This window comes from Butyrivibrio sp. ob235, assembly GCF_900109475.1.
GTDB lineage: Bacteria > Bacillota > Clostridia > Lachnospirales > Lachnospiraceae > Butyrivibrio.
In genome coordinates this window covers 32,934-59,782 of record NZ_FOBE01000025.1, presented here as the reverse complement: position 1 = coordinate 59,782, position 26,849 = coordinate 32,934, and the positions used below count along the sequence as shown (strand labels likewise).

26 protein-coding genes and 1 tRNA gene are annotated in these 26,849 nt (G+C 43.2%); 25 read left to right on the top strand and 2 right to left on the bottom strand.

From position 1 onward, the window contains the following. The first annotated feature begins 11 nt into the window (after positions 1-11). From BMW61_RS15595 to BMW61_RS15480, 25 genes are all read left to right on the top strand, one after another. Complete coding sequence (locus tag BMW61_RS15595; RefSeq protein ID WP_442857297.1) at positions 12-1,211, top strand: FtsW/RodA/SpoVE family cell cycle protein; 1,200 nt, start codon at positions 12-14, stop codon at positions 1,209-1,211. Positions 1,212-1,224: 13 nt separating this feature from the next. Continuing rightward, positions 1,225-2,022 (top strand): cell division protein FtsQ/DivIB, encoded by a 798-nt coding sequence (locus tag BMW61_RS15590; RefSeq protein WP_022761679.1) that lies wholly within the window; start codon positions 1,225-1,227, stop codon positions 2,020-2,022. 78 nt (positions 2,023-2,100) lie between these two features. Then, entirely contained in the window at positions 2,101-3,408 is a 1,308-nt protein-coding gene (ftsZ, locus tag BMW61_RS15585) for a cell division protein FtsZ (protein ID WP_022761678.1), read from the top strand. Between the two features lie 221 nt (positions 3,409-3,629). Further along, positions 3,630-4,136 (top strand): transcriptional regulator NrdR, encoded by a 507-nt coding sequence (gene nrdR / locus BMW61_RS15580; RefSeq protein ID WP_022761677.1) that lies wholly within the window; start codon positions 3,630-3,632, stop codon positions 4,134-4,136. A 122-nt stretch (positions 4,137-4,258) separates the two neighbouring features. Continuing rightward, positions 4,259-5,869 carry an ABC transporter substrate-binding protein gene (locus BMW61_RS15575; protein ID WP_175475249.1) on the top strand — a complete coding sequence of 537 codons (1,611 nt, stop codon included), beginning with the start codon at positions 4,259-4,261 and terminating at the stop codon, positions 5,867-5,869. Positions 5,870-5,895: 26 nt separating this feature from the next. After that, on the top strand, positions 5,896-6,840 hold the full coding sequence (locus BMW61_RS15570; protein ID WP_091823750.1) for an ABC transporter permease: 945 nt from the start codon (positions 5,896-5,898) through the stop codon (positions 6,838-6,840). Then, on the top strand, positions 6,840-7,673 hold the full coding sequence (locus tag BMW61_RS15565; protein WP_022761674.1) for an ABC transporter permease: 834 nt from the start codon (positions 6,840-6,842) through the stop codon (positions 7,671-7,673). Before BMW61_RS15570 ends, BMW61_RS15565 begins: the two co-directional genes overlap by 1 nt. A gap of 21 nt (positions 7,674-7,694) precedes the next feature. Beyond that, positions 7,695-8,495: an ABC transporter ATP-binding protein gene (locus BMW61_RS15560; RefSeq protein WP_049944859.1), complete on the top strand. Its 801-nt coding sequence runs from the start codon at positions 7,695-7,697 to the stop codon at positions 8,493-8,495. A 12-nt stretch (positions 8,496-8,507) separates the two neighbouring features. Then, a complete protein-coding gene (locus BMW61_RS15555) occupies positions 8,508-9,272 on the top strand; it encodes an ABC transporter ATP-binding protein (protein ID WP_026497830.1) in 765 nt (254 codons plus the stop codon). Positions 9,273-9,375: 103 nt separating this feature from the next. Then, positions 9,376-9,792 carry a hypothetical protein gene (locus BMW61_RS15550; protein ID WP_091823747.1) on the top strand — a complete coding sequence of 139 codons (417 nt, stop codon included), beginning with the start codon at positions 9,376-9,378 and terminating at the stop codon, positions 9,790-9,792. A 73-nt stretch (positions 9,793-9,865) separates the two neighbouring features. Then, positions 9,866-10,375 (top strand): YqeG family HAD IIIA-type phosphatase, encoded by a 510-nt coding sequence (locus BMW61_RS15545; RefSeq protein WP_091823765.1) that lies wholly within the window; start codon positions 9,866-9,868, stop codon positions 10,373-10,375. A gap of 20 nt (positions 10,376-10,395) precedes the next feature. After that, positions 10,396-11,784, top strand: coding sequence for a shikimate dehydrogenase (aroE, locus tag BMW61_RS15540; RefSeq protein ID WP_091823745.1), 1,389 nt, complete (start codon positions 10,396-10,398; stop codon positions 11,782-11,784). Positions 11,785-11,795: 11 nt separating this feature from the next. After that, entirely contained in the window at positions 11,796-12,233 is a 438-nt protein-coding gene (locus tag BMW61_RS15535) for a type II 3-dehydroquinate dehydratase (protein ID WP_022761670.1), read from the top strand. Positions 12,234-12,297: 64 nt separating this feature from the next. Next, positions 12,298-12,855 carry an elongation factor P gene (gene efp / locus BMW61_RS15530; protein WP_022761669.1) on the top strand — a complete coding sequence of 186 codons (558 nt, stop codon included), beginning with the start codon at positions 12,298-12,300 and terminating at the stop codon, positions 12,853-12,855. Positions 12,856-12,961: 106 nt separating this feature from the next. Next, entirely contained in the window at positions 12,962-13,894 is a 933-nt protein-coding gene (locus BMW61_RS15525) for a DUF5688 family protein (protein ID WP_091823742.1), read from the top strand. Positions 13,895-13,924: 30 nt separating this feature from the next. Next, positions 13,925-13,996: transfer RNA gene (locus BMW61_RS15520), tRNA-Arg, on the top strand. A 30-nt stretch (positions 13,997-14,026) separates the two neighbouring features. Then, on the top strand, positions 14,027-15,499 hold the full coding sequence (locus BMW61_RS15515) for an SH3 domain-containing protein (protein WP_091823739.1): 1,473 nt from the start codon (positions 14,027-14,029) through the stop codon (positions 15,497-15,499). Positions 15,500-15,608: 109 nt separating this feature from the next. Further along, a complete protein-coding gene (locus tag BMW61_RS15510) occupies positions 15,609-16,595 on the top strand; it encodes a Gfo/Idh/MocA family protein (protein ID WP_242876766.1) in 987 nt (328 codons plus the stop codon). 159 nt (positions 16,596-16,754) lie between these two features. Beyond that, the gene (gdhA, locus tag BMW61_RS15505) at positions 16,755-18,089 is read left to right on the top strand and encodes an NADP-specific glutamate dehydrogenase (protein ID WP_022761665.1); all 1,335 of its coding nucleotides are present in this window, start codon (positions 16,755-16,757) and stop codon (positions 18,087-18,089) included. A gap of 146 nt (positions 18,090-18,235) precedes the next feature. Then, entirely contained in the window at positions 18,236-19,765 is a 1,530-nt protein-coding gene (locus tag BMW61_RS15500; protein WP_091823736.1) for a Na+/H+ antiporter NhaC family protein, read from the top strand. A 236-nt stretch (positions 19,766-20,001) separates the two neighbouring features. Continuing rightward, positions 20,002-20,163: a hypothetical protein gene (locus BMW61_RS22040; protein WP_022761663.1), complete on the top strand. Its 162-nt coding sequence runs from the start codon at positions 20,002-20,004 to the stop codon at positions 20,161-20,163. A 238-nt stretch (positions 20,164-20,401) separates the two neighbouring features. Beyond that, on the top strand, positions 20,402-21,556 hold the full coding sequence (locus tag BMW61_RS15495) for a GDSL-type esterase/lipase family protein (protein ID WP_091823734.1): 1,155 nt from the start codon (positions 20,402-20,404) through the stop codon (positions 21,554-21,556). A 10-nt stretch (positions 21,557-21,566) separates the two neighbouring features. Continuing rightward, positions 21,567-22,091, top strand: a complete 525-nt coding sequence (locus BMW61_RS15490; protein WP_175475248.1) for a DUF4358 domain-containing protein — start codon at positions 21,567-21,569, stop codon at positions 22,089-22,091. A gap of 14 nt (positions 22,092-22,105) precedes the next feature. Continuing rightward, positions 22,106-23,515, top strand: coding sequence for an MBOAT family O-acyltransferase (locus BMW61_RS15485; RefSeq protein WP_091823729.1), 1,410 nt, complete (start codon positions 22,106-22,108; stop codon positions 23,513-23,515). A gap of 15 nt (positions 23,516-23,530) precedes the next feature. Continuing rightward, positions 23,531-24,718, top strand: coding sequence for a DHHW family protein (locus BMW61_RS15480; RefSeq protein WP_091823726.1), 1,188 nt, complete (start codon positions 23,531-23,533; stop codon positions 24,716-24,718). 75 nt (positions 24,719-24,793) lie between these two features. On the opposite strand, the gene ptsP is transcribed toward BMW61_RS15480, so the two are convergent. Both ptsP and BMW61_RS15470 read right to left on the bottom strand, forming a co-directional pair. After that, entirely contained in the window at positions 24,794-26,500 is a 1,707-nt protein-coding gene (gene ptsP, locus BMW61_RS15475; protein WP_022761658.1) for a phosphoenolpyruvate--protein phosphotransferase, read from the bottom strand. Positions 26,501-26,515: 15 nt separating this feature from the next. Beyond that, complete coding sequence (locus BMW61_RS15470; RefSeq protein ID WP_022761657.1) at positions 26,516-26,779, bottom strand: HPr family phosphocarrier protein; 264 nt, start codon at positions 26,777-26,779, stop codon at positions 26,516-26,518. Positions 26,780-26,849 lie beyond the last annotated feature (70 nt).

Below are 26,849 nucleotides of genomic sequence, written 5' to 3'. Positions count from 1 at the left end.
AGGCTGCAAGAATGGCAGGAGCTACAAGAACGGCAAGGTCTGGCGCGTTTGCCACTCGCGGTATGGATAGACCCGTATCTAAGAAAAAAGTTAAAAAAGAAGTCTATGTTGATTACAGCATGGTCTTTGTTGTGCTCTTCTTGCTGGTATTTGGCCTTGTTATGCTATATTCTACCAGCTCGTATGAAGCGACTTTGAAAAAGGGCGATTCGGCATATTACCTGAAGCATCAGCTTATACCGACTGTTTTGGGAGTTGGTGTGATGATAGTGGTGTCGAGAATTCCGTATCAGATATATAAAAAATTCGCATCTATAGCGTATGTGTTATCTATAGTGCTTGTCCTTCTGGTTAAAACTCCTATGGGAATGACGATTAACAAGGCATCCAGATGGATTAAGATAGGCGGAGTATCTGTTCAGCCCGCAGAGGCTGCAAAGCTGGCGATGATTATCGCGCTGGCAACATTTATCAGTAAGCTTAGCAGGAACATAACCAACCCTAAGGCATTCTGGATAGTACTGTCTGTGCCTCTTCCGGTATGCTTCCTGGTATGGAAGGTTACGAGTAACTTAAGTTCCGCAATTATTATTTTCTGTATCGCTTTTGCAATGCTCTTTATATCAACTCCGGGCTACAGGCGCTTTATTGCCATATCCGGATCGGTGGTCGGAGCAGCTGCCGGCGTGGTTTTCTTTGTTAAAAAAGCAGGCTTTAACAGCAGCATGAACTTCCGTTTCGTCCGTATTCTTGCATGGCTTGATCCTGAAGCATATGTAAACGATAAGGGTTATCAGACACTTCAGTCCCTCTATGCAATTGGCTCAGGCGGCCTTTTTGGAAAAGGTCTGGGAGAGAGTATGCAGAAACTCGGATTTATTCCCGAGGCTCAGAACGACATGATTTTTTCAATCATTTGTGAGGAGCTGGGAATTGTCGGTGCGATAGCAGTTATGCTCATGTTTGTTATTCTTATTTACAGAATGATGGTTATTGCCCAGAATGCACCGGATATGTATGGAGCTCTTCTTGTTATCGGAGTTATGGCGCATATTTCTATCCAGGTTATTCTGAATATAGCCGTTGTAACCAATACCATCCCCAATACGGGAATCACACTTCCTTTCATCAGCTACGGTGGAACCGCTGTGCTTTTCCTGCTTACAGAGATTGGAATCGTGTTTAATGTTGCAAGACATATAGACGTTTAAGGACTTTATGTAAATGGCAAGAAAGAGAAGACGAGTAAAAAGAAGAAGAACACATGCTCCTCGAATGAGCTTTGGGGAGCTGTTTTTTCTGCATAAGAGCCTTTTTATAATTGGAGCGATAATACTTATCGTTCTGATTGCGGCAATTTCGGCACTTTCGTATTTTGCGCATAATTACACCATCACAAATGTCTATGTTGACGGTAATGTGCATTATACCGATGAAGAGATTATGAACATGGTCATGACAGACAAACTCGACAGAAATTCCATGTACTTATCGCTCAAATACAGGGACAAGGAGATAACCGGTGTCCCTTTTATCGAGAAAATGGACGTGGAAATACTCTCTCCCGACACGATAAGGATCAATGTTTACGAAAAGGCTATTGCGGGATATGTGAAGTACCTCGACAGATATATATTCTTTGACAGGGACGGAATAGTGGTGGAGACCTCAGAACAGCCCTCCGATGATGTTCCTCTTGTGCTGGGGCTTAGTTTCGACTATATTGTTCTGCATGAAAAGCTGCCTGTCGAAAATGAAAACGTTTTTAAAGAGGTTCTTGATATCACTCAATTATTAAATAAATATGATCTGAAGGCTGATAAAATATTTTTTGACAGTGATTTTCATCTTTATATTTATTTTGATGAAGTGGAAGTCAGTCTCGGAACTAATGACAACATAGATGAAAAAGTGATACAATTACAATACATTTTGCCGGAACTCCAAGGAAAAAGCGGCATCCTGGAAATGTCAGAATATGATTCAAATACTCAGAACATTACATTTGAACAGAAAAATTAAAATTCTAGGTTGTAAATTATATAAAATAATTATAAAATGCTTTGTAGGAGTTTTAGGTTATGAAGGAGGAGCACTATCTTGCTTGAACTAAAGTCAAATGAGGCTGAATCCGGTGCCAAGATCATTGTTGTTGGGGTTGGTGGCGCAGGAAATAACGCTGTAAATAGAATGGTAGAGGAAAATATTTCCGGTGTAGAATTCATCGGAATTAATACAGATAAGCAGGCTTTGCAGCTTTGCAAAGCTCCCAAGCTGCTTCAGATCGGTGAGAAGCTCACCAAGGGTCTTGGTGCGGGAGCAAAGCCGGAAATCGGTCAGAAAGCTGCTGAGGAGAGCCAGGAAGAGATTTCCGCAGCTCTTAAGGGTGCTGACATGGTTTTCGTTACTTGCGGAATGGGTGGCGGTACCGGTACAGGTGCAGCTCCGGTTGTAGCTAAGCTTGCAAAGGATATGGGTATTCTTACTGTCGGTGTAGTCACCAAGCCTTTCGCTTTTGAGGCTCGCGTACGTATGCAGAACGCACTTGCCGGCATTAACACAATTAAGAACAACGTAGATACTCTTATCGTTATTCCTAACGATAAGTTACTTCAGATTGTTGACAGACGTACAACAATGCCCGATGCACTGAAGAAGGCTGATGAAGTTCTTCAGCAGGCAGTTCAGGGAATCACAGATCTGATCAACGTACCCGCTGTTATCAACCTTGACTTCGCTGACGTTCAGACAGTAATGAAGGACAAGGGAATCGCACACATCGGTATCGGTTCCGGTAAGGGCGATGATAAGGCTGCAGACGCAGTTAAGATGGCGGTTGAGTCTCCTCTTCTTGAGACTAAGATTGACGGAGCTTCCAATGTTATCATCAATGTATCCGGTGATATCACACTTATGGATGCTTCAACTGCATCAGACTATATCAGAAATCTTGCAGGAGATGATGTTAATATCATATTCGGCGCTATGTATGACGAATCAATGGCAGACACCTGCAATATTACTGTTATTGCTACAGGTATTGATGACAGAGCAAATAATGCTGCTGCATTGCAGAGAGCTCTTAATCGTAACGCTGAGAAAGCCGCAGCCGCTCAGGCAGCACAGGCTGCAGCTGCTGCATCACAGCAGGCTCAGGCACAGCCTCAGCCCCAGGTTCAGGTACAGCCTCAGGTTCAGGTTCAGCCGCAGGTACAGCCAGTTCCGGTTACTCCCGAGCCCATGATTGATACACTGACAGCTCGTTCAGCTCAGACAATACCGACACAGAAACCGGTTACTCCTCAGCCTACTCAGAGACCTTCATCAGGACTTAATCGTACTCCTGAAGTTAGAAGCTCTGTAGAAGCTAAGAGTCTTAAGATACCGGATTTCTTACAGAAAAAGTAATAATGACTTTCAGACAGTCACCTGAATAATCGGGTGACTGTTTTATTTTGCATTTTTTAATAGTTTGAGCGAGATAATGCATTTTTTTGTGGATAATTCCGTTTCACAATGTTACAATAACTTGTGTGGGTGTTTTTTTTAGACCCTAAATCTTGTAAAAGAATCAAAAGTTACAAATCTATAATTTTTTATGTGCGATAAAGCACAGAAAGGTTATCATTATGAAGTGTCCTTTTTGCGGTAAAGACAACACTCGTGTAATTGATTCAAGACCTGCGGATGAGAATACATCCATCAGACGCAGACGTGTCTGCGATTCTTGCGGGAAGAGGTTTACGACCTATGAGAAGGTTGAGACTATCCCTCTTATTGTTATCAAGAAGGATAATAACCGTGAACCCTACAATCGTGCAAAGATCGAAGCAGGCGTGCTGAGAGCATGTCACAAGAGACCGGTAAGTGCTCAGCAGATTACACAGATTGTCGATGCTGTAGAGACTGAGGTTTTCAATCTTGAGCAAAAGGAAATCCCCAGCCGTATTATCGGTGAGCTTTGCATGGATAAGATGAAGAATCTCGATCCTGTAGCTTATGTAAGATTTGCGTCTGTTTACCGTGAGTTTAAGGATGTAAATACCTTCATGGATGAGCTTAAGATAGTACTTGAGAAGGAAGAAGAGGGTGTGATAACCGATTCTACTGATAAGAACACCCCCTTGTTGAAATAAACTGTAATCTGACCTTGGTTGTTGACATCTGCTACGTCTTTCCGTATAGTTTATGGTGCATCAAGACTTGATAATCAAATTGTTTTGGTGCGAAAACTAAATAAAGAAAGAAGGATTGTAACATGATGAAAAAAGGTATTGGAAGGAGAGAACTTTCCACACTTTTAGTTGTGTTAACGACACTGACTCTTACTATGAGCGGATGCTCAGGTAAAAAGGCAGAGGAATCTACGGCAGATGCGACCAATGCTACCGAGAATACCAGTTCAGGAAAGGACGGTAAAGCGGAGACAGCTGACAACACTGCAAGTTCAGATGATCTTTCAAAGATTACCATTGGTATTCCACAGGATATTGACAGTATGGACCCGCACATCGCACAGGCGGCGGGAACCAGAGAAGTACTGTTCAATGTTTACGAAGGACTTGTGAAGCCTGACCAGAATGGTAATCTGCAGCCTGCCATAGCCAGCGAGTACACAATTTCTGAGGATGGAAAAACTTATACCTTCACACTTAGAGAAGGCGTTAAGTTCCATGACGGTTCTACGGTTACGGCGGAGGATGTTAAATATTCAATCGAGCGTAATGCCGGTACCGATGGAACAGATCCGTTGATATCGGCATTTTCTAATATTGATAGTGTTGAGATTGCGGATGATTCCACAGTAGTAATGACACTTAAGGAAGCAAATACAGAGTTTCTGGCATATATGACAGTAGCTATTATTCCTGCTTCCAATGAGGATCCCGAAGGTAATCCTGTGGGAACAGGCCCTTATAAGTTTGTTTCACGTTCACCTCAGGAGAACGTAATACTTACCAAGTTTGATGAATATTGGGGCGAGCCCGCATACATTAAGGACATAACACTTAAGGTTGAGGCTAATGCTGATTCAATCGTTATGGATCTTGAAGGCGGCTCCATTGATATGTTTGCAAGAGTAACATCTGCACAGATGTCACAGCTTTCCGATAAGTTTGATGTATATGAAGGAACCATGAACCTTGTTCAGGCACTGTATCTAAACAATGCCGAGGAGCCCTTCAACAACGAACAGGTTCGTCAGGCTCTCTGCTATGCTATAAGCCCGCAGGAAATCATGGACTTTGTATCAGACGGAAAGGGAACCGAGATCGGAAGCAGTATGTTCCCTTCCTTCGGTAAGTATTTTGATGCAAGCCTTAGTGAGACCTATAACCAGGATATTGATAAGGCTAAGCAGCTGCTTGCAGAGGCAGGATATCCGAATGGTTTCGACTTTACAATAACCGTTCCCTCAAACTACACTCAGCACGTAGACACAGCACAGGTGCTTGTTGAGGAGTTTAAGGCTATCGGTGTTAACGCTACCATCCAGGAAGTTGAGTGGAATACATGGCTTGATGATGTATATACAAACCGCAACTTCCAGTCAACTGTTATCGGTGTTGATGCTTCAACACTTACAGCTTACGCACTTCTTAGCAGATTCAGATCTGATGCGCACAACAACTTCATCAACTACAATGATGCGTCCTACGATGCAGCATTTGATGCAGCTGTGAATGCAACTGATGATGCCGAGAAGACCAAGAACTACAAGGAATGTGAGAAGATTCTTTCTGAAACCGCAGCAAATGTATACATTCAGGATCTTCCCGAGTTTGTAGTATTAAATAAGAAGTTTACAGGTTATACTTTCTATCCGCTTTACGCACAGGATTTTTCAAAGATAAAACCTGCTAAATAAAATATTGAAAAAAGAGGAACACGCATATGAGATACGTATTGAAAAAAGTTTTGAGCATGGTGCTGACTTTATTCGTTGTATCTTTGTGCGTGTTCTTTGCATTTAGTCTTATACCGGGAGATCCGGTAACAAGAATGTTCGGAACAGAGGCTACACCTGAACTGATAGCGCAGTACAGAGCAAAAATGGGACTTAATGATCCACTTCTTGTCAGATATTTTCGCTGGTTTATAGCATTTTTACAGGGGGATATGGGAACCTCCTATGATTACAAGATTCCCGTAGCTGGTATGCTTGCAGAAAAAATCCCGATTACGCTTACACTTGCTATTATGTCTTTTGTGATCATGGTCATCATATCGATTCCGCTCGGCATTTACACTGCAAAGTACGAGAATGGAATAATTGATCATGTGATTTCTGTTATTAATCAGATAATTATGGCGGTACCGCCGTTTTTCTCAGGAATATTATTGACCTTCTTTTTTGGTGTGATTCTGAAAATATTCACGCCGGGAGGTTTTGCTTCATATACAAAGGATGTTCAGGGATTTCTTAAATACCTGATTTTGCCGGCTTTTGCCATAGCACTTCCTAAGGCAGCAATGGCGACGAAGCTTCTTAGAGGTTCTGTCATTGATGAGGCCGGAAAGGATTATACAAGAACAGCCTACAGTAGGGGAAATACCACAAACGGCGTTCTGTATCGTCACGTCTTGAAAAATGCCATGATTCCTGTAGTTACATTTATGGGAATGGCTCTCGCCGATATGGTTGCCGGAAGTATTGTAATTGAGCAGGTTTTCGGAATCCCCGGAATAAGCCGCATACTTCTAAGCTCAATCAACAACAGGGATTATCCCGTGGTAGAGGCAATCATCATGGGAATAGCAATCATGGTCCTTGTGATAAACCTGTTGGTTGATATCATTTACAGAATTATCAATCCCAGAATCGAGGTGGAGGAGTAATGAAGAAATTTCTTTCACTTTTCAAAAAGAATAAAGCTACAGGGCAGAGAAATACATTTCTTCTCCTTGGGACAATACTTACGGGAATAATACTCCTTATGGTTATAGTGGGAGTATTCTATACTCCCTATAGCCCGACTAAGATGGATGCTTCGGCAAAGCTTCAGGGTATCTCTCTTAAGCACATCATGGGCACTGATAACATGGGAAGAGATGTGTTCAGCAGAGTTCTCTACGGAAGCAGGATTACTCTTATAATTGCGACGTTCACCATTTTGATCGGAGCGGGAGTAGGGACAATTATCGGAGCTCTTGCCGGATATTTCGGAGGAATGTTTGGCGAGGTGACAATGAGAATTATTGATGCAATGCTGGCGTTTCCCAGTATTTTGCTCTCGCTGGTTTTTGTGAGCCTTTTCGGAACCGGAACCTATCAGGTTGCCGTAGCTCTCGGAATATCATTTGTACCAAGCTTTGCCCGCATAGTGCGAGGTGAATTCCTAAGGTGCAGAAACATGGATTATGTGGAAGTAGCAAGGCTCCAGGGAGTTTCAAATATCAGAATAATATTTGTACACATACTACCAAACACGGTAGGAGTATTGCTTTCATCAGTGATGATCGGCTTTAACAATGCTGTTCTTGCGGAGGCGGGACTCAGTTTCCTTGGAATAGGTGCGCAGCCGCCCTATGCAAGTCTCGGGAAAATGCTCTCGGATGCACAGGGTTATCTGTTCAACAGACCCAGTTATGTAATAAGCATAGGTCTTGTGATTGTGCTTATGGTTTTGGGATTTTCGTTCCTTGGTGAAGGTATAAAGAGAATTCAATGATTTTTATAAGGAAAGCAATTTATGGGAAATGTAATACTTGATGTTACTGATCTTCATATAGAATTTCATGATCATGACAAGCCGGAGACGGTTGTCGAGGACTTTGATCTTATGCTTGAAGAGGGCGAGATTGTCGGAATCGTCGGGGAATCCGGATCCGGGAAAAGCATGAGCGCCCTCGCAATCGCAGGACTTTTGAAAAGACACGCCCTCACGAAACAAGGCAGAATCATGTTCGACGGTACCGATCTTTTAACCTGTGACAGACAAAAGCTGAGGTCATATCAGGGTGATGAGATATCAATGATTTTCCAGGAGCCCATGACCTCTCTTAATCCGGTGAAGAAGATTGGCTGGCAGGTGGAGGAATCACTTAGGATCCACCACCGCGAAATAGATAAAAAGGAAAGAAAACGCCGCGCCATCGAGATGATGGAGGCAGTAGGACTTCGGGAGCCGGAGCGTGTTTACAATATGTATCCGCATGAGCTGTCGGGCGGAATGCGCCAGAGAGTTATGATAGCTGCAGCGATGATAGGTGAGCCCAGGATATTGATCGCGGATGAGCCGACGACGGCGCTGGATGTCACAATTCAGGCTCAGATCGTGGAACTCCTTAGGAAAATGAACAGAGAAAAAGGAACCGCAATCATTTTTATCTCCCACGATCTATCACTCATCAGACAGCTTTGCAAAAGAGTTATAGTTATGCAAAAGGGGAATATAGTAGAGATTGGCGATGTGGAGAATATTTTCAGAAGACCTCAGATGCTCTACACAAGAAAGCTTATAGCTGCGATTCCGCAGATAGATCTATCGTAAAAGGAATGTCCTATGGAACAGGAAAAGGTAATTCAGATCAAGGATCTGAAGGTTTACTACAAAGATCATAAAAAGAATCCGCTTAGCAGGGACCATAGAAGGCAGGTTTTAAAAGGAGTTTCTCTTGATATATATGAAGGAGAGATTCTTGGAATTGCCGGGGAGTCAGGATGCGGTAAATCCACCCTTGCTAAGGCCCTGGTTGGAATGAATAAGGATATCGAAGGAGAGCTTATTCAGAAATACAATGATGCGCAGATGGTTTTCCAGGATCCGTATTCGTCCCTTAATCCCACAAAGAAAATCGGATGGCTTTTGGAAGAGCCCTTAAGGGCTGATAAAACAAGGAATTGGACTAAAGAGGAGAGACAAAAGCGGGCAAAGGAGATCATGCGTGCAATAGGCCTTCAGGAGAATATGATGGACAGATATCCGTCGCAGCTATCCGGAGGGCAGAGGCAGAGAGTCAGCATAGGCGTTGCTCTTATGAAATCGCCCAAGGTTTTGATTGCGGATGAACCTGTATCGGCTCTTGATGTTACGATTCAGGCTCAGATTCTGGAACTGTTGCAGAAACTTCATCAGGATATGGGAATTACTATTCTTTTCATATCCCATGATCTTCGCGTCATATATCAGATATGTGACCATGTAGCTGTTATGCATGAGGGAATCATTGAGGAATACGGTGTTCCGAGAGCTGTTTATAAAGATCCCAAGAGCCCTTATACCATGCAGCTTCTGGAGGCTGCCGGAATAAGACAGCCCAAGGTATAAAGTTTTCGCCCCTATATGCCGATATAATACAAGATGATGTGAAATGATTGAAAAACGCCACAAGTTCGTGTATTATAACGATGTATGAAGAAAGGAGGGGCGTATGAGGATTGATGGGCTTGATAACTCATATATACGCGAAATATATCAGGACGCCATCGCTTCACCGGATAAGAGTTCGCAGGTAAGACCGGAGTCTACACCCCAGAGCAATGTTAAGGAAAGCGATAATACTGAAAAGTCTGTTTCTGAGGAGGTTGTAAAAACTCCCCGCAGAAACTCAAATATAAGTGATGTCAGAGTGTCTTTGGGGAATAGAGACAGTTCACTTGTGGGACTTTCCAATCTCGGAGGAATTCAGTCGAGCGTTATGCGCAAGGCCGTTTCGGATATGCAGAAGGATTCAATTCTTCATGAATATCAGTATTTTGTGGGAAGCGGAGCTGTAAGAAGAAAAGAAACTGCCGGCGATGGCAATGTAGTGATGAATGATGAGGACGGACTTGTCGTTCGCAAGTGATTTGGTAATTTAATGAAAATAAAGGGATAGGAAAGTGTTTTTCCTGTCCTTTTTTTATGTTATAGTTTTCTCTATGAGACACTTACTTTATCCGAGCGAGATCTCGGAATCAACCTATTTAATTCCATTTGACAGATTATATGATGAGGGCTACAGAGGGGTTATTTTCGATATAGATAATACCCTTGTTCCGCACGGAGCGCCGGCTGATGAGCGCGCTGTAGAGCTTTTTGATAAGCTTCATGAGCTGGGATATCAGACAATGCTGCTATCAAATAATAAAGAGCCCAGAGTAAGCCCTTTTGCTGATGCTGTGGAATCGGGATATATATACAAGGCAAACAAGCCCTTCCTTTCAGGCTATTTTAAGGCCATGGAGAAGATGGGAACCGGTCCGGATAATACTTTGTTTGTGGGTGATCAGATTTTTACTGATGTCTGGGGAGCAAACAGAGCCGGAATGCATACGATCCTTGTAAAGCAGATAGACAAAAAGGAAGAAATTCAGATTGTTATAAAAAGATGGTTTGAAGCAATAGTTCTCTTCTTTTACAAAAAGCATATAAAGCGCATGGAAAAATAGAGTACCACTTGGAGGCTGATATGGGAAAAGACATAAAGGGTACTACGAGAGTCTGCGGACTTATAGGTAATCCCGTTCATCATACGTTGTCGCCCGCTATTCATAATACATTGAATGAGCTTACGGATACGGATATGGTATACGTGCCCTTTGAGGTGAAGGGTGAAAATGTTGAGGCGGCGGTAAAGGGGGCATTGGCTCTTGATGTTCTGGGGCTTAATGTTACGATTCCGCATAAGAGTGCAGTTATTCCTTTTCTTAAGGAGATTGATCCTGTTGCAGAGAAAATAGGTGCTGTAAATACCCTCGTCAGAACTGAGGATAACACCGGTTTTAAGGGATATAATACGGACTATACAGGGCTTCTTAGATCTTTGAAGGAAGAAAATGTAAGCCTTTCGGGGCAGTCTGTTATTATTCTGGGAGCCGGAGGAGTTGCAAGACCGGCGGCATTTATGTGTGTAAATGAAGGAGCAGCTGAGGTTTATATTCTAAACAGAACCTTTGAGAGGGCAGCCGATCTGTGCGCTGATGTCAATGAATACGCCGGAAAAGATATTGCAATTCCGATGGAACTTTCGGCATATAATGAGCTTCCTTCAGACAAAAAGTACATCTGTATGCAGATGACTCAGGTGGGACTTTTTCCTGAATCGGATAAGGCGGTAATAGAGGATCCTTCTTTCTATGAAAAGCTGAGCACCGGATTTGATGCAGTTTACAGACCGCTTAATACACAGTTTTTGCAGAATTGCAAGAAGGCGGGAGCAAAGAGCATATCTGGACTCAGGATGCTTTTGTATCAGGGAATAGACGCCTATGAAAAGTGGAACGGCATAAAGATCACACGAAACCAGAGTGAGACAGTATACGGGAGACTTCTCGGGGAACTTATGGATGGGCAGAATATTGTGCTCACCGGTTTTATGGGAAGCGGAAAAAGCACAGTCGCCAAGATGCTGTCAACAATGCTTGGATATGAGCTGCTTGATTCCGATTCGGAGATTGAACATCAGCAGAGAACCACGATCAGTTCGATTTTTGAGCATCAGGGTGAAGGTGCTTTCAGAGATATGGAGACAGAGTATATAAAGCAGCTCCTCGAAAGCGAAAAAAAGCGTTTTATTCTTTCGGTTGGAGGCGGACTTCCGCTTAAAGAAGTAAACAGAGAGTTCCTTAAAAAGATAGGCAAGGTCATTTTTCTAAAAGCAAAACCCGAGACTGTCTATGACAGGATCAAGGATGACAGAACCAGACCACTTCTTAAGTCCGATGATGTTTTACAGAAAATAAAAGATCTGCAGAATGAGAGAAGAGCGGTTTATGAGGATGCAAGTGACATCGAGATCGATACGGATGCGATAGATGCTTTGCAGGTTGCAAATGAGATAATAGAGAGACTGATTTGAGGATTACGAAAATGAAGCTACTAGTTATAAACGGACCCAATCTTAATTTTCTTGGCATAAGAGAGAAAGCGGTATACGGCAATGAGGATTACGATTATCTTGTTAAAATGATAGAGGATAAGGCATCTTCATGCGGAGCGGACGTTGAAGTATGGCAGTCGAATCATGAAGGAGCGATTATCGATAAGCTGCAGGAAGCATATTTTGACGGCACAGAGGGAATTGTCATAAACCCCGGAGCATATACTCATTACAGTTATGCGATACATGATGCTCTAAAAAGCCTTGAAAATATCATCAAGGTGGAAGTACATATCTCCAATATAAAGGAGAGAGAGGACTTCAGGGCGAATTCCGTCACCGCACCCGCCTGCGATAAACAGATATACGGACACGGACTTCAGGGATATCTGGAGGCAATTGATTACTGCATGAAAAAAAGTTGTTGAAAAAAATATAACATTAGTATAATATAATCTAGTTGTTTGATTTGTATTAATTAGGAGGATTTTTATGATTTCTGCAAGTGATTTCAGAAACGGTATGACCATCGAAATCGATGGCAATGTATGTCAGATTATAGAATTCCAGCATGTAAAACCCGGTAAAGGCGCAGCATTTGTAAGAACAAAGCTTAAGGATATTATCAACGGCGGTGTTAAGGAGACAACCTTCCGTCCTACAGAGAAGTTCCCTGCAGCACGTATCGATCGTAAGGATATGCAGTATCTTTATGCTGATGGCGATCTTTTCAACTTCATGGATAACGAATCCTATGAGCAGATCTCTCTTACAAAGGATCAGGTAGGCGATTCAATGAAATATGTTAAGGAGAATGAGACCGTTCAGGTTAACTCATACAATGGCAACGTATTTGCTATTGAGCCTCCGCTTTTCGTAGAGCTCGCTATTACTGAGACAGAGCCCGGCTTCAAGGGTGATACAGCTACAGGTGCTACAAAGCCTGCTACTGTTGAGACAGGTGCTGTTGTTCAGGTTCCGCTTTTCGTTAACGAAGGCGATGTAATCAAGATCGACACAAGATCAGGAGAATACCTCTCCAGAGTATAATTACCGTTCATCTGAAAAAATTGTATTTATAGACTTGTAAGGCAATGAAAGAAAAAATGATATCTTTCATTGCCTTTTTGCGTGTTTAGGTAAAAAAGGAGAAATAATGAATAAAAACAATTTTTTTAATGAGGTAAGAGACAAGGCAGCAGAGTATTATGAGGGAAAAGGAAAGGTTTCCATGCATGAGGTGGACAAAAATAACGGACTAAAGAAAATGGGAATTTGTGTAACTCTTGTTGGTGGGAACTGCGGACCTACGGTATATCTTGATGATTTTTATGAGGAGTTCCTGAAGGGAAAGTCTTTCGGGAGCGTTTTTAATGATATAATAAGGGTGATCGACCAGCATCTTGTGGGCGAAAAAGTTGATTTTTCATTCTTTTCGGACTTCGACCTTGTCTGTGACAAGATTTGTTTCAGACTCATCAGTTCAAAGAGAAATGAGGAAAAGCTTAAGGAAATTCCGCACAGGCTCATGGAGGATCTTGCGGTAACCTATTTTGTTTCGCTCTCTGCAATGGGGATTGAGGGAAGCGTTGCTGTAAATAACGAGATTATGAAAATCTGGGATGCTACGGAAGAGGATCTCTTTGAGGCTGCTTTGGATAACACCCCAAGATTATATCCTGCTGAGATTGTACCTATATATGATTATTTGGAAAAGCAGGGAGGACAGAACTGCTGTCCCGGTGATGTATTTGGATATGACTCTTATTTTGAGGGGTTGCTGGTAGCAAGTAACGAAAAATTAACAAACGGAGCATCGGTAATCCTTTATCCGGAGCTTCTTAAGGAAGTGGCTGAGCACTTTGGATCGAATTATTATATTCTTCCATCATCAGTACACGAGGTGATCTTTGTTAAGGAACTATTTTCACAGGATGAGCCCGGAACACTTGAAGATATGATAAAAACTGTAAACGCAACATGCGTTTCGCCGGAAGATGTGCTGTCGGACAGCCTTTATTACTACGACAGGACGCACGAAAATAATATAAAAAAGGTTGAACAGGTCAGAGATACTATGGTATTATAGTCGGGTACGTAATAAATCTGTAACAATTTTGCACCCGTAGTCTAATGGATAGAACGGAGGCCTCCGACGCCTTTAATGCAGGTTCGATTCCTGTCGGGTGCATCTTTTGTCACAGAAAGGATATAGAGTTTTATGAATTTTAAAGGTATGAATTTTAACAAAAAGAGTAGTAAGCCGGAGAATCCTTTCGCTGCTATGGATAAGCGTAATTTCTGGGAATTTATCTCTGACAATAAGAAGCTTGTGATGCCACTGGTGCTTGTAGTTGCGGTAATTATTACAATTGTTATAGCACTTAAGGCCAATAACAGAGTTGTGCCGACAGAGGCAGAGGACGCGCAGGTTACAATCGATGAGAATGGAAGCTATATTGTTCCGGAGGTAGATCTTGAGAAGAATGCTCATGAGGATGTTAATGCGCTGATGAGCACATACTTTAACGCTTATGCAGCAGGAGATATGGAGACGATCAAGTCGGTTTATACGGGACTTGAATCAACAGAGGAGCTTAGACTCAAGGAGGTATCGAAGTATATCACCGGAATTCCTACCGTAGATGTTTATACCAAACCCGGTCCTGTTGACGGAAGCTATGTTGCTTACGTGTACACTGAGGTTTTATTTGACGGCTATGACACAGCACTTCCCGGAATGCAGACTATGTTTGTTTGTACCGATGAAAACGGTAAGCTCTACATCAATGGTGATGTAGTCGATGATAAGGTTACTGAGTATATCAGCAACATTTCTCTTCAGGCTGATGTTGTTGATCTCAACAATACTGTTGCTGATGATTACAATAAGATTATTGCTTCCAATGAGGCGCTTGCTACTTTCCTTTCCGATATGAGTGCCAGCATCCAGGTATCTGTAGGAGAGGCACTTGCAGCTATTGAGTCCGGAGATACATCAATGCTTGAAGCTGCAAACCAGGAGAATCCTGAGGGTGCTGAAGCTGCGGCAGAGAATCCTGAAGGCGAAACTGCTGAAGGTACTGAGGCTGGAGAAGCTACCGAAGGAGCTGAAGCTGCCCCGGCTGAGCAGGAGCAGCCCGCTGAGGAACAGCAGCAGGTGGTTAAGAAGATCAAAGCAACAGATGTAATCAATATCAGAAGCTCTGATTCCGAGACAGCCGATAAGATTGGCAAAACAGAAAAGGGACAGGAGTTCACACAGCTCGAAGCACTTGCAAATGGCTGGAGTAAGATTGAGTATAACGGCGGAACAGCTTATGTAAAGACCGAGTACTTCGAGGAAGTAACTGAGGATCAGGCAGCTACAGATACCCAGACCGAAGAGAATACCGAGACTCAGACTGAGGAAAAGAAGGAAGAACAGACAGAAGAAAAGACTGAGGAAAAGAAGGAAGAGAAGCAGGAAGAGCAGACAGAAAGCGCATCAGTCAGCGTCTATGATAAGGGTAAGATGCAGGTATCAGAGGCTGTTAAACTCCGTAAGGGACAGGGAACAGATACTGATATCGTAACAACCATCTATGCCGGAGACTTTGTTGATGTTAAGGAACAGTATGCGAACGGCTGGGCTAAGGTTGAATATAACGGCAAGAGCGGTTATGTAAAATCTGAATTCCTTAAAAAAGAATAAGGATATGGTATAATTAACATTGGCGCGTAGCACTGACAGTGCTGCGCGTTTTTTAACAGAAGATTATCTCCGATGAGGAGCAGTTGGCACGAAGTGCCGGGCGAGGGAAATGGGAATGATATTTGATAAGAAAAAAGTTGGAATACTTGGAACAGGCGAGATTGCCAGAATTATGGCAAAGACACTTTCAGGAATGAGAGGCGTTACATGCTATGCCGTAGCATCGAGAACCAAGGAGAAGGCCGAGAGTTTTGCCAAGGAATTTAAGATTAAACATTTTTACGGCTCGTATGAAGAGCTTTGTCAGGATCCCAAAATTGATCTGATATATGTGGCAACTCCGCATTCTGCGCATTATGAGAATGTTAAGCTGGCGCTTGAGAACGGTAAGAATGTTCTTTGTGAGATGGCATTTACCTTAAATGAAGAGCAGGCTAAGGAGCTATTTGACCTTGCGGCTAAGAAGGATGTTCTTCTTACGGAAGCTATGTGGACAAGATTCCTTCCTCTTGCGGGAAAGCTTAAGGAAGTTATTGCAAGTAACGTCATCGGGGAAATCTCGATGGTAATGGCTGACCTTAGCTATAACATAGCGTGGAAACAAAGAATCCAGGATCCTTCACTCGGAGGAGGAGCTCTTCTTGATCTTGGTGTATACGGACTTACTTTTGCTTCAATGATTCTGGGGGAAGATATAACTGATATAAAGAGCCAGGCTGTGCTTGGTGATACGGGAGTTGATATCCAGGATACCGTGTCACTCAAATATCGCAGCGGGCAGATGGCGGTTGTTACCTGCTCGGCAACATCCTTTGGTCCATGCAAGGGAATAATATACGGTGCAAACGGACATATTGAAGTACAGGATATTAACAACTTTTCAGAGATTGTTGTATATAACAATGCCGGGGAGACAATTGCGCATTATAAGAAAGAGAAGCAGATAACCGGCTATGAATATGAAATTGAGGCAGCGTTTAAGGCGCTTTCCGAAGGCTGGAAGGAGTGCCCGCAGATGCCTCATGCGCTTACTCTTAAGATAATGAATATGATGGATTTTATCAGGGACCAGACAGGTGTGAAGTTCCCGCAATAATATTTTTATCGGTTTAAAGCAATAAAGTGCTTGACGATTTTTAATCTCTGTGGAATAATACTTGTCAGACAGTGGTGTCTACGCAAGGGAGCGTAAAGACCTATAAATCTTTACGCTCTTTTTTTGTACACAATTTTAATTTTTAGGAGGAGCAAAAAAATGTCTTACGTTGATGAAGTCTACAATTATGTTGTTGAGAAAAACCCCGCACAGCCGGAATTCCATCAGGCTGTAAAGGAAGTACTTGATTCACTCAGAGTAGTTATCGATGCTCATGAGGATGAGTACAGAAAGGATGCTCTCCTTGAGAGACTTTGTACTCCCGAGAGACAGATTCTTTTCAGAGTTCCGTGGGTTGATGATAAGGGACAGGTTCAGGTTAATAACGGATTCCGTATTCAGTTTAATTCAGCAATCGGACCTTACAAGGGAGGACTTCGTTTCCATCCTTCAGTAAATCTTGGTATCATCAAGTTCCTTGGCTTTGAGCAGATCTTCAAGAATTCACTTACAGGTCTTCCGATCGGCGGCGGTAAGGGTGGTTCCGACTTCGATCCCAAGGGTAAGTCAGACAGAGAGATCATGGCATTCTGCCAGAGCTTCATGACAGAGCTTTTCAGACACATCGGTGCTGATACAGACGTTCCTGCAGGTGATATCGGTGTAGGCGGACGTGAGATTGGATTCATGTATGGTCAGTACAAGAGAATCCGTGATACATACGAAGGCGTTCTTACAGGTAAGGGCCTTACATACGGCGGATCACTTGCTCGTACACAGGCTACAGGTTATGGTCTTCTTTATCTTACAGAGGAACTTCTTAAGTGCAACGGCTCTGATATCAAGGGTAAGACAGTAGTTGTTTCAGGTGCAGGTAACGTTGCTATCTACGCTATCGAGAAGGCACAGCAGCTCGGTGCTAAGGTTGTTACATGTTCTGATTCCACAGGCTGGATCTATGATCCCGAGGGAATCGATGTTGAGCTTCTTAAAGAGGTTAAGGAAGTTAAGAGAGCACGCCTTACAGATTATGCTGCAGCAAGAAAGTCTGCTGAATATCATGAGGGCAGAGGCGTATGGAGCATCAAGTGTGATGTTGCTCTTCCTTGCGCAACACAGAACGAGCTTCTTCTTGAGGATGCTAAGCAGCTTGTTGCTAACGGCTGTATCGCTGTTTGCGAAGGTGCTAACATGCCTACAACTATCGAGGCTACAGAGTACTTGCAGCAGAACAAGGTTATGTTCGTAGGCGGTAAGGCTGCAAACGCAGGTGGTGTTGCTACATCAGCTCTTGAGATGAGCCAGAACTCCGAGAGACTTAGCTGGACCTTCGAAGAGGTAGATGCAAAGCTTAAGAGAATCATGGTTGACATCTATCACAACATTGACGATGCTGCTAAGAAGTATGGTCAGGAAGGCAACTACGTTGCAGGTGCTAACATCGCAGGCTTCCTTAAGGTTGCAGAGGCTATGAAGGCTCAGGGTATCGTTTAATAAAAGAATGATATTGTAGCTTTTATACATTAAAGCGATATAGTATAATCAAATAAAGAAACATCGAATACCGCACCAGATAGTTCTGCTGCGGTATTCGCATTATATATGAAAAAAGTGAAAATTTAAGGAGGAGGGGAGTAAAAATGTTTGTTAACAGTTTTTGGGCTCTTTTGCCGGCTATTATCGCGATAGCTCTGGCGCTGATCACCAAGGAAGTTTATTCGTCGCTATTCGTAGGAATTCTCGTGGGTGGTCTTCTCTACACCAATTTCAGTTTTACTGCTACAATGCAGCATGTTTTTGTGGATGGAATGATCGGACAGCTCTCCGATGGGTGGAATGTCGGTATTCTGATATTCCTTGTAGTTCTCGGAAGCATGGTAATGCTTATGAACAGAGCAGGCGGATCTGCAGCCTTTGGAAAATGGGCAACTACCCATGTGAAAACCAAGACAGGCGCGCAGCTGGCGACAATAGCACTTGGCTGTCTGATTTTCATCGATGACTATTTCAACTGCCTTACAGTTGGTTCTGTTATGAGACCGCTTACAGATAAGCATAAGATATCAAGGGAAAAGCTGGCATATCTAATTGATGCAACTGCAGCTCCCGTGTGTATTATTGCACCTATTTCTTCCTGGGCAGCCGCTGTAACTGGCTTCGTTGATGGTGCTAACGGACTTACACTTTTTGTAAGAGCTATTCCGTATAACTTCTATGCACTTTTGACAATAGTAATGATGCTTACTCTTACTTTTGGAAAAATAGAATTCGGTCCCATGAAAAAGGCTGAACTCAGAGTAGGCGGTGGCGCTGATAAGGACAGCGAGAAGAATAAAAGACACTCCAGTATGACAGGTGCGGAAGATCAGCCTACTCCGCCTGTGTCCGTGAATGGCCGGGTTATTCATCTGGTACTTCCTATCATTACATTGATTGTGTGCTGTGTTATCGGAATGATCTATACCGGTGGATTTTTTGAAGGTACAAACTTTGTTGATGCTTTTGCAGGATCAGATGCTTCTGTAGGTCTTGTATATGGTTCGGTGGTAGCCCTTGTTATTACGATTATCTTTATGGTTGCTACAAAGGTACTCAGCTTTACAGAGTGCATGAATGCTATACCTGAAGGTTTTAAGAGTATGGTGCCCGCTATTATGATTCTGACCTTTGCATGGACACTTAAGTCAATGACAGACTCCCTTGGAGCTGCTGAGTATGTTGGAGGTCTTGTGGCCAATATCGCAGACAAGGATGCTCTTATGAGTTTGCTCCCTGCAATTGTTTTCATAATTGGAGCATTTCTTGCATTTGCGACCGGAACATCATGGGGAACCTTTGGTATCCTTATTCCGATAGTTGCTAAGGTCTTCGGATCTGATATGGGCAATGAGCTTATGATCATCTCGATTTCAGCCTGCATGGCAGGAGCTGTTTGCGGAGATCACTGCTCACCGATTTCCGATACGACGATCATGGCGAGTGCAGGTGCTGAATGTAAACATATAAATCACGTTTCAACGCAGCTGCCTTACGCGATAACAGCAGCAATAGTATCCTGTGTTGCCTATATAATTGCAGGATTTGTACGCAACTGGATTGTATGCCTGATAGTTGGTATTGGACTCATGATTTTCACTGTATTTGGAATACACGCTGTTACAAAAGAATAAATGATATTTTGTTTCAATAATTCGTGAAATTTAAGAAATAAAATTTTAAGAATTTCTTAAGTTTTTGTTCCTTGATTGGAGACGGCCAATACTTTAATATTAACCTTGCATCTGAAACACAGAAGTCTTTATCTGGGGGGAGAAAGTTCTGCAAATGTTTTTTCAGAACGCAGAAAAAGGCAGACAGGTATTCAGAATCTGATGGTGGGGACCTTCGGATTAGCAAGGAGAAAAGTATGGAATGGAAAAAAGCGTTTGACCGAATCATGGATCAGCTGTACAATCACCCGGAAGAAATGAGGACTAAACTTCTCGGAAAGTACAATACTCCTGCTGCGGCAGGACAGACAGAGGGGAAAACAGCAATTGAGTTATTGCAGAGCTTACAAAGAGGCTGAGTTTACGGCAGATTTGTAAGCGAATAAAATATAGAAGAAGCACACCGGTCGGATTTCATAATTCGGCCGGTTTTTATTTTTGATTTTACTGAAAAAATAACTGTTACTGTCGGCGTATTTTTGATAAAATGTAATGTATGTGTGGCGACAGGTTTTGATTATAACCACATTAAATTATGCTGCATAAGGCAGATATTCTGCCAAAGATGATGTTTTTCAAGAGAGGATTTTTATAAAGGTGAAATTTGGGAAATTAGCTGGACTTCTGGCTGTGGTCGGAGTTTCTGTGAGTTTATGTGCCTGCGGAGCAAAAAGTCAGCCTGATGAAGGCGATACCGCAGAGAACACATCTATTTTTCAGAAGATAGATAGTGAGAAGAGCGCCGCTGCAGAGGAATCTGACAGCCCCGCGGAAGAGGTTTCCACTCAGATAGTCGTGGAAGCAGAAGAGGTTTCTTCTCAGGATACAGAGAAAACGAACGAGAGCACTGAAGAAATCAGTGCAGACGAGCAGGTCACCGATGATGCCGGTGAGGCTGTTAGCGGGGAAGAGACAGAGCAGGAAGGTAATGCCGCGAGTGAGGGCGGTGATGAAGTGGCTTCTGAGGGATCTTCAGATGATGTTTCTGTGGATGTTGCTCCTGCAGATGATACTACTGCTGAGAATACTTTAGGAAACGGATTTACTGCATCCTATGATCTTCAGACGCTTCAGAATATGCATTATTCCGATGAGCAGATGGAACAGATTCGTCAGTTCTATGAAAATACGGTATTTGCGGGAGATTCGGTTCTTCTGGGATTTAGGAATTATTCGGCCAGGAGCTCTGATCCGATGCTTACACAGCTGCAGTTTCTTGCAGCAGGATCGCTTTCACTTCATAACGCGTTCTGGCCTGTAAGTGAGAAAAGTGTACATCCGTTATATCAGGGAGCGCAGCATCCAATCTGGGAATCAATGCAGATGATGGGAGCGAAGAAGGCTTTCCTGTTTTTCGGAATAAATGATGTCAGCTATGACATTGATGAGTCTGTAGCACTCTATCCGCAGCTCGTTGATAAGATCAGGGAATTATCTCCCGATATGGAGATTAACATTATCAGCGCAACCTATACGCTCAAGGATTTGGGCAAAGGTAAACTGAATAATACGAATATCGCAGCCTTCAATCAGGCAGTTCATGAACTTGCAAATCAGAACGGTTGGGGCTATATTGACATGGCGACAGTTCTTTCTGACGGACAGGGCAATCTGTTACCCGAGTATTGCAGTGATGGATTCCTGCATGAGAGTAAGTCCGCATATAATGTCTGGACACAGATGCTGGTAAGATATGCAGCTGAGAGGCTTGGGCTTCAGGAGACACCGGTGGATGATACTGCGCAGCAATAAGGAGGATGTTATGAAAAAAAATTATCTTAAAGTTATAGGAGTGGCAGCACTCACAGCAATGCTTTGCATTACAGGATGCGGCGGCAAAGGTACAGATGCTTCAGGCGCCGATACTGAGGCAGGACAGGAGGCAGCTGCAACACCTCTTAAGGCATCAGAGATCTATGAGAAGATCAAGGGAGCTTATACACTTCCCGATATGTATGAAGCTGATGATGACTGGCTTATGAACTACTACGGAATTGATGCATCAATGCTTTCAGATTACGTTTTTGCTGAGGCTGATGAGGTTCATGCAGACCGCGTTATCATATTAAATGTTGCAGATGAGGCAAACGTTTCTACAGTTGAGGAGAAACTTGGAGCTGTCCTTGAGCAGCTTTCTTCACCTGAGATGCTCGACTATCTTCCGGATCAGGCAGACATCATTAAGGCTGCAAGCATCAAGAAACAGGGCAATGCATTATACCTTGTTATTTCTTCCGACGCCGATGGCATCGAGGAAATCATTAAAAATGGTCTCATGGGTAAATAAGAAAGTAGCGTTTTATGGTATTTAGTAGTCTTACATTTTTATTCTTTTTTTTACCGGCATTTTTGATTTTATATTATGTAATTCCCGGCAGGGCGAAGAATTTCGTCCTGCTCATTTTTAGTCTGCTTTTTTATGCCTGGGGAGAACCCATCTATATTCTTTTGATGTTGTTTTCTTCCTTTGTTGATTACATGGACGGACGACTTCAGGAGAGATTCGCTTCTTCTCTAGTGAAAAAGCGCGTATGCCTTGTGATAGCGCTTCTTATTAATTTCTCACTGCTTGGATATTTCAAATATGCTGATTTTTCCGTTGGCATCTGGAATGCGCTGACACCGTATGATGTAAAGCTCCCGGGTGTGGCTCTTCCAGTGGGTATAAGCTTTTATACCTTCCAGACTGTAAGCTACTCAATTGATGTATATAAGGGCCGTATTAAGGCTGAAAAAAACTATCTGGACTATCTTACCTATGTTTCGATGTTTCCGCAGCTTATTGCCGGTCCTATTGTGCGTTTTTCAACAGTTCAGCAGGAGATTCACAGTAGGGAAATATCAGAGTCCGGTTTCGTATCCGGTATGAAGCGTTTTATTCTGGGACTTCTTCGAAAGGTTTTGATCGCCAATCAGATCGGAGCTCTTTGGGATACTATTCGTGTGGCTGACGGCATTTCTATAGTTACGGCATGGCTTGGACTTTTGTGCTTTACACTTCAGCTTTATTACGACTTTAGTGCATACAGTGATATGGCTATAGGTCTTGGACATATGCTGGGATTCCACTTCCCTGAGAACTTTATCTATCCGCTTAGCTCAGTTTCAGTTACGGACTTTTGGCGCCGCTGGCATGTGTCACTTTCAACCTGGTTCAGAGATTATGTGTATATTCCTCTTGGTGGAAATCGAGTAGGCATGGTCAAGCATTTTCGGAATATCTTTGTGGTATGGTTTTTGACAGGCTTATGGCACGGAGCTTCCTGGAACTTCGTCCTCTGGGGATTGTATCACGGAACACTTCTTACGCTGGAGAAATTCATCTGGGGAAAATGGCTTAAGAAGCTTCCTATGGCGTTGCAGCATTTGTATGCAATTATTATAGTTATATTCGGTTTCGGAATTTTCACCTTTGATAATCTGTCTGAGATGGGAACCTATTTCGTTAAGCTTATAGGCATCCCCGGCAATCCGCTGTTCGGAACAGAGTTCTGGTGGTACACCGGAAATTATCTGCCGGTTTTACTTGCGGCAATAGTGCTTTCATTTCCTGTGTATCCCGCTTTTGTGAAAAAAGTGGAGGGAGCTGGAACCACTGCGGTGAATGTGGTGAAAACCGTTGGTACTGTACTTATGGCAGGTTTGTTTATTCTTGCAATATCCAGCCTTGTGAAGGATACCTATAATCCGTTCCTGTACTTCCGTTTTTAATTTTGAGGTATTGATGTGAGTAATAATTCAGATAAAAAAAAGATAGGCATTCTCGACCGCATTCCGGTATATCTTATTTGTGCGGTGACCTTGTGCTTTATAATCGTGTTTTTTGTTTCTGAGAAAAAGACCTTTTCTCAGAATGAAAATCGCAAGCTGGCACAGATGCCCGAATTCAACTTTGAAAAGATAAAAAGCGGTGACTTTACCAGCGGCTTTGAAACCTTTGTGGCAGATCAGTTTCCTGCCCGTGATGCATTCATGCGTCTTATGGCTGAGGTTGAGAGGATAACCGGAAGGAAAGAGATTAACGATATTTATCTTGCGAAGGATGGCTCTCTTATTGAGAGGTACAAGTATCCTAAGAATACGGCAAAGCAGATTGATCAGTTTTCAAAGCTGGCTGTAAATGTTGAAAATGCCAGATGCATGCTGATGATGGTTCCGACTGCGGTATCGGTTTATTCCGACCTTCTGCCGGAAAATGCAAACGATCCTGATCTTCAGCAGCAGATAATATCAGATATTTACTCAGCAGCATCTGATAAGCTTCAGAAAATAGATGTTTCGACAAGGCTTAAGGATGAAGCGAAGAAGACTGTTTCAGAGCCTCTTACAGAGGATGTCACAGGCAACAGGCTGTTTTACCGTACAGATCATCACTGGACTACCTACGGGGCATATATAGGCTATGAGGCTTTCTGTGAAGCAGCAGGACTTACGCCCGTTCCGCTTTCTGAGTATAAAGGAGAGGTTGTATCGGAGAATTTCAAGGGGACAATATACTCCAAGCTTAATGATCCGTATTTCGGTGCGGACAGGATTGTTTCTTACAGCTATCCGGACTGGAAGCTTAGTGTGGAATATTCGGATACTGAAGAAGTGACCGATACTCCTTACAATAAGGAATATCTGTCAGAGAAGGACCAGTACTCCTACTTCCTTAACAACATTCATCCTTTGATCACCATCACCAATGATGCGGTGCAGGATGGGGCGATAGCACTTGTTAAGGACAGCTATGCTAACAGTATTGTTCCGTTCCTTCTTGCGCATTATCATACTGTCTATGTGTTTGACACCCGCTACTATAAAGGCGGACCGTCCAAGTTTATAAATGAGCACCCCGAGATATCTGATGTACTTATTCTGTATAATATGAACACGATTGATAATGATACAGGTATAGGTGGTATCTTCTAAGTATCAAAAAAGCTCCCGTGAACTCTTTGATGAGTTTACAGGAGCTTTTTTCGAAAGGAGATGTGACCTTGGAGGTTATTCCTTTGCAGCCTCTTTAAGTGCTGCAACTATATCTGCCTCAGTATCCATTGCCATAACCTTGTCTGCAAGAGCGTCTGCTTCAGCCTTACTCCATTTGGAGATGATGCAGCGGGCGGTCAATACAAGAACCGGATTAACGCTGTATTCATCGAGACCAAAGGACATAAGAAGCGGAATCATAAGAGGATCTGCAGCTGCTTCACCGCACATTCCAACTGGAATACCGGCCTTTTTACCACACTCAATAATATACTTTATTGAGCGGAGTACAGAGGGCTGGAAAGAGGAATACAGGTAAGCTACCTTGGGATTTCCTCTGTCTACGCTCATCGTGTACTGGGTGAGGTCGTTGGTTCCGATTGAGAAGAAGTCAGCTTCCTTTGCAAGGAGATCTGCTATGAGAGAAGCAGAGGCTGTCTCTATCATGCAGCCGACTTCAATATTCTTATCATAATCTATTCCTTCTGATGAAAGATTATCCTTTATCTCACCAACAAGTGCTTTTACGCTTCTTACCTCGTCAACAGTTGTAACGAGAGGTACCATGATCTTAACTTTTCCAAAGGCGCTGGCTCTTACAATGGCACGAAGCTGTGTCTTATACATATCCTGGTTTCCAAGACAGTAGCGGACAGCTCTGTAACCAAGGAAAGGATTCTCTTCCTTCTCAAGTCCCAGATAAGGAATGTCCTTGTCACCGCCGATGTCGAGAGTACGGATGATTACGCATTTGCCATCCATTGTCTGAACAGCTTCCTTATACGCTTCGAACTGCTCATCCTCGGTAGGAAGGTGAGTGTTGTCCATGAAAAGGAATTCTGATCTGAAAAGACCGATTCCTTCACCGTCGCATTCGACAGCTTTCTTGGCATCCTTAGGAGTGCCGATGTTGCAGAAGAGTTCAAGCTTTGTTCCGTCAGCGTTAACTGTTTCCTTACCTATGAAGGTCTTAAGCTCTGACTGCTTACGGATGAATTCCTCACGCTTTAGCATGTATTTTGAAAGAACTTCTCCATCGGGATTTATGAAAACATCACCTTCGGTTCCGTCAATTATAGCGGTATCCTTATCTTTTACTTCGTCGACGATTCCGGGAACGGAGAGTACTGCAGGAATCTCAAGGGCTCTGGCAAGGATGGCGGAGTGGGAGGTCTTACCACCTATCTCCGTGATGATGCCGGTTACATTTTCCTTGATGATCTGTGATGTCATGGAAGGAGTAAGATCCTTGCAGACAAGAACAGTACCGGGTGCAACCTTGCTGATATCAATATCCTCAATGCCGAGGAGCTTTTTCAGGACGCTTACCTTGACATCGGAGATATCGGAAGCGCGCTGCTTCATCATCTCATCATCCATCTGTGAAAACATGTTAATAAACATATCACAAACGGCAGTAAGAGCTGTCTCGGCGCACTGCCCCTGGTCGATCATTTTGTCCATCTCTCCGGACATGGCGGGATCGGAGATCATTACGGCATGTCCCTGAAGGATTTCTGCTTCCTTGGGACCGATGCGTTTTCTGACATCCTCAGCCATTGCGTTAGTTTCTTCTACGAAGTCAGCTATTGCTTTATGAAAACGTTCTTTCTCTGCAGCGGGATCGGCAACCTGCTTTGCCTCAAAAGAAAGATCATGCTCTATTATGCGGCATATACTGCCGATACCGATTCCTCTGGATGCAGCTATTCCTTTGTACATATTTATTCCTCCAGATCAGTCACCCATACCGGACTCAATAAACTCTGAAAGCTCTGCGAGAGCCTTTTCTTCATCGGGACCTTCGCATACAAGCTCAATCTCGGAACCACACTTGATGCAAGCGCTCATAAGGAACATAACGCTCTTGCAATCATAGCTGTTGCCGTTAAACATGATTTTTACTGAGCTCTCAAAAGGAGTAGCCTTCTGTGAAAGAAGACTTGCGGGACGCATGTGCATGCCCTGCTCGTTTTTTACTGTGATGTTCTTTGATACCATAATGTATGTCCTTTCTTTACAAAACCTCATCCGTCTGCTGCGCAGACACCTTCCCCTAAAAGGGGAAGGC

Excerpts from the sequence above, each read along its gene's own strand:
- BMW61_RS15595 (WP_442857297.1), top strand. The coding sequence starts at position 12 with ATGGCAGGAGCTACAAGAACGGCAAGGTCTGGCGCGTTTGCCACTCGC.
- BMW61_RS15590 (WP_022761679.1), top strand. The coding sequence starts at position 1,225 with ATGGCAAGAAAGAGAAGACGAGTAAAAAGAAGAAGAACACATGCTCCT.
- nrdR (WP_022761677.1), top strand. The coding sequence starts at position 3,630 with ATGAAGTGTCCTTTTTGCGGTAAAGACAACACTCGTGTAATTGATTCA.
- BMW61_RS15575 (WP_175475249.1), top strand. The coding sequence starts at position 4,259 with ATGATGAAAAAAGGTATTGGAAGGAGAGAACTTTCCACACTTTTAGTT.
- BMW61_RS15570 (WP_091823750.1), top strand. The coding sequence starts at position 5,896 with ATGAGATACGTATTGAAAAAAGTTTTGAGCATGGTGCTGACTTTATTC.
- BMW61_RS15565 (WP_022761674.1), top strand. The coding sequence starts at position 6,840 with ATGAAGAAATTTCTTTCACTTTTCAAAAAGAATAAAGCTACAGGGCAG.
- BMW61_RS15560 (WP_049944859.1), top strand. The coding sequence starts at position 7,695 with ATGGGAAATGTAATACTTGATGTTACTGATCTTCATATAGAATTTCAT.
- BMW61_RS15555 (WP_026497830.1), top strand. The coding sequence starts at position 8,508 with ATGGAACAGGAAAAGGTAATTCAGATCAAGGATCTGAAGGTTTACTAC.
- BMW61_RS15550 (WP_091823747.1), top strand. The coding sequence starts at position 9,376 with ATGAGGATTGATGGGCTTGATAACTCATATATACGCGAAATATATCAG.
- BMW61_RS15545 (WP_091823765.1), top strand. The coding sequence starts at position 9,866 with ATGAGACACTTACTTTATCCGAGCGAGATCTCGGAATCAACCTATTTA.
- aroE (WP_091823745.1), top strand. The coding sequence starts at position 10,396 with ATGGGAAAAGACATAAAGGGTACTACGAGAGTCTGCGGACTTATAGGT.
- BMW61_RS15535 (WP_022761670.1), top strand. The coding sequence starts at position 11,796 with ATGAAGCTACTAGTTATAAACGGACCCAATCTTAATTTTCTTGGCATA.
- efp (WP_022761669.1), top strand. The coding sequence starts at position 12,298 with ATGATTTCTGCAAGTGATTTCAGAAACGGTATGACCATCGAAATCGAT.
- BMW61_RS15525 (WP_091823742.1), top strand. The coding sequence starts at position 12,962 with ATGAATAAAAACAATTTTTTTAATGAGGTAAGAGACAAGGCAGCAGAG.
- BMW61_RS15515 (WP_091823739.1), top strand. The coding sequence starts at position 14,027 with ATGAATTTTAAAGGTATGAATTTTAACAAAAAGAGTAGTAAGCCGGAG.
- BMW61_RS15510 (WP_242876766.1), top strand. The coding sequence starts at position 15,609 with ATGGGAATGATATTTGATAAGAAAAAAGTTGGAATACTTGGAACAGGC.
- gdhA (WP_022761665.1), top strand. The coding sequence starts at position 16,755 with ATGTCTTACGTTGATGAAGTCTACAATTATGTTGTTGAGAAAAACCCC.
- BMW61_RS15500 (WP_091823736.1), top strand. The coding sequence starts at position 18,236 with ATGTTTGTTAACAGTTTTTGGGCTCTTTTGCCGGCTATTATCGCGATA.
- BMW61_RS22040 (WP_022761663.1), top strand. The coding sequence starts at position 20,002 with ATGGAATGGAAAAAAGCGTTTGACCGAATCATGGATCAGCTGTACAAT.
- BMW61_RS15490 (WP_175475248.1), top strand. The coding sequence starts at position 21,567 with ATGAAAAAAAATTATCTTAAAGTTATAGGAGTGGCAGCACTCACAGCA.
- BMW61_RS15485 (WP_091823729.1), top strand. The coding sequence starts at position 22,106 with ATGGTATTTAGTAGTCTTACATTTTTATTCTTTTTTTTACCGGCATTT.
- ptsP (WP_022761658.1), bottom strand. The coding sequence starts at position 26,500 with ATGTACAAAGGAATAGCTGCATCCAGAGGAATCGGTATCGGCAGTATA.
- BMW61_RS15470 (WP_022761657.1), bottom strand. The coding sequence starts at position 26,779 with ATGGTATCAAAGAACATCACAGTAAAAAACGAGCAGGGCATGCACATG.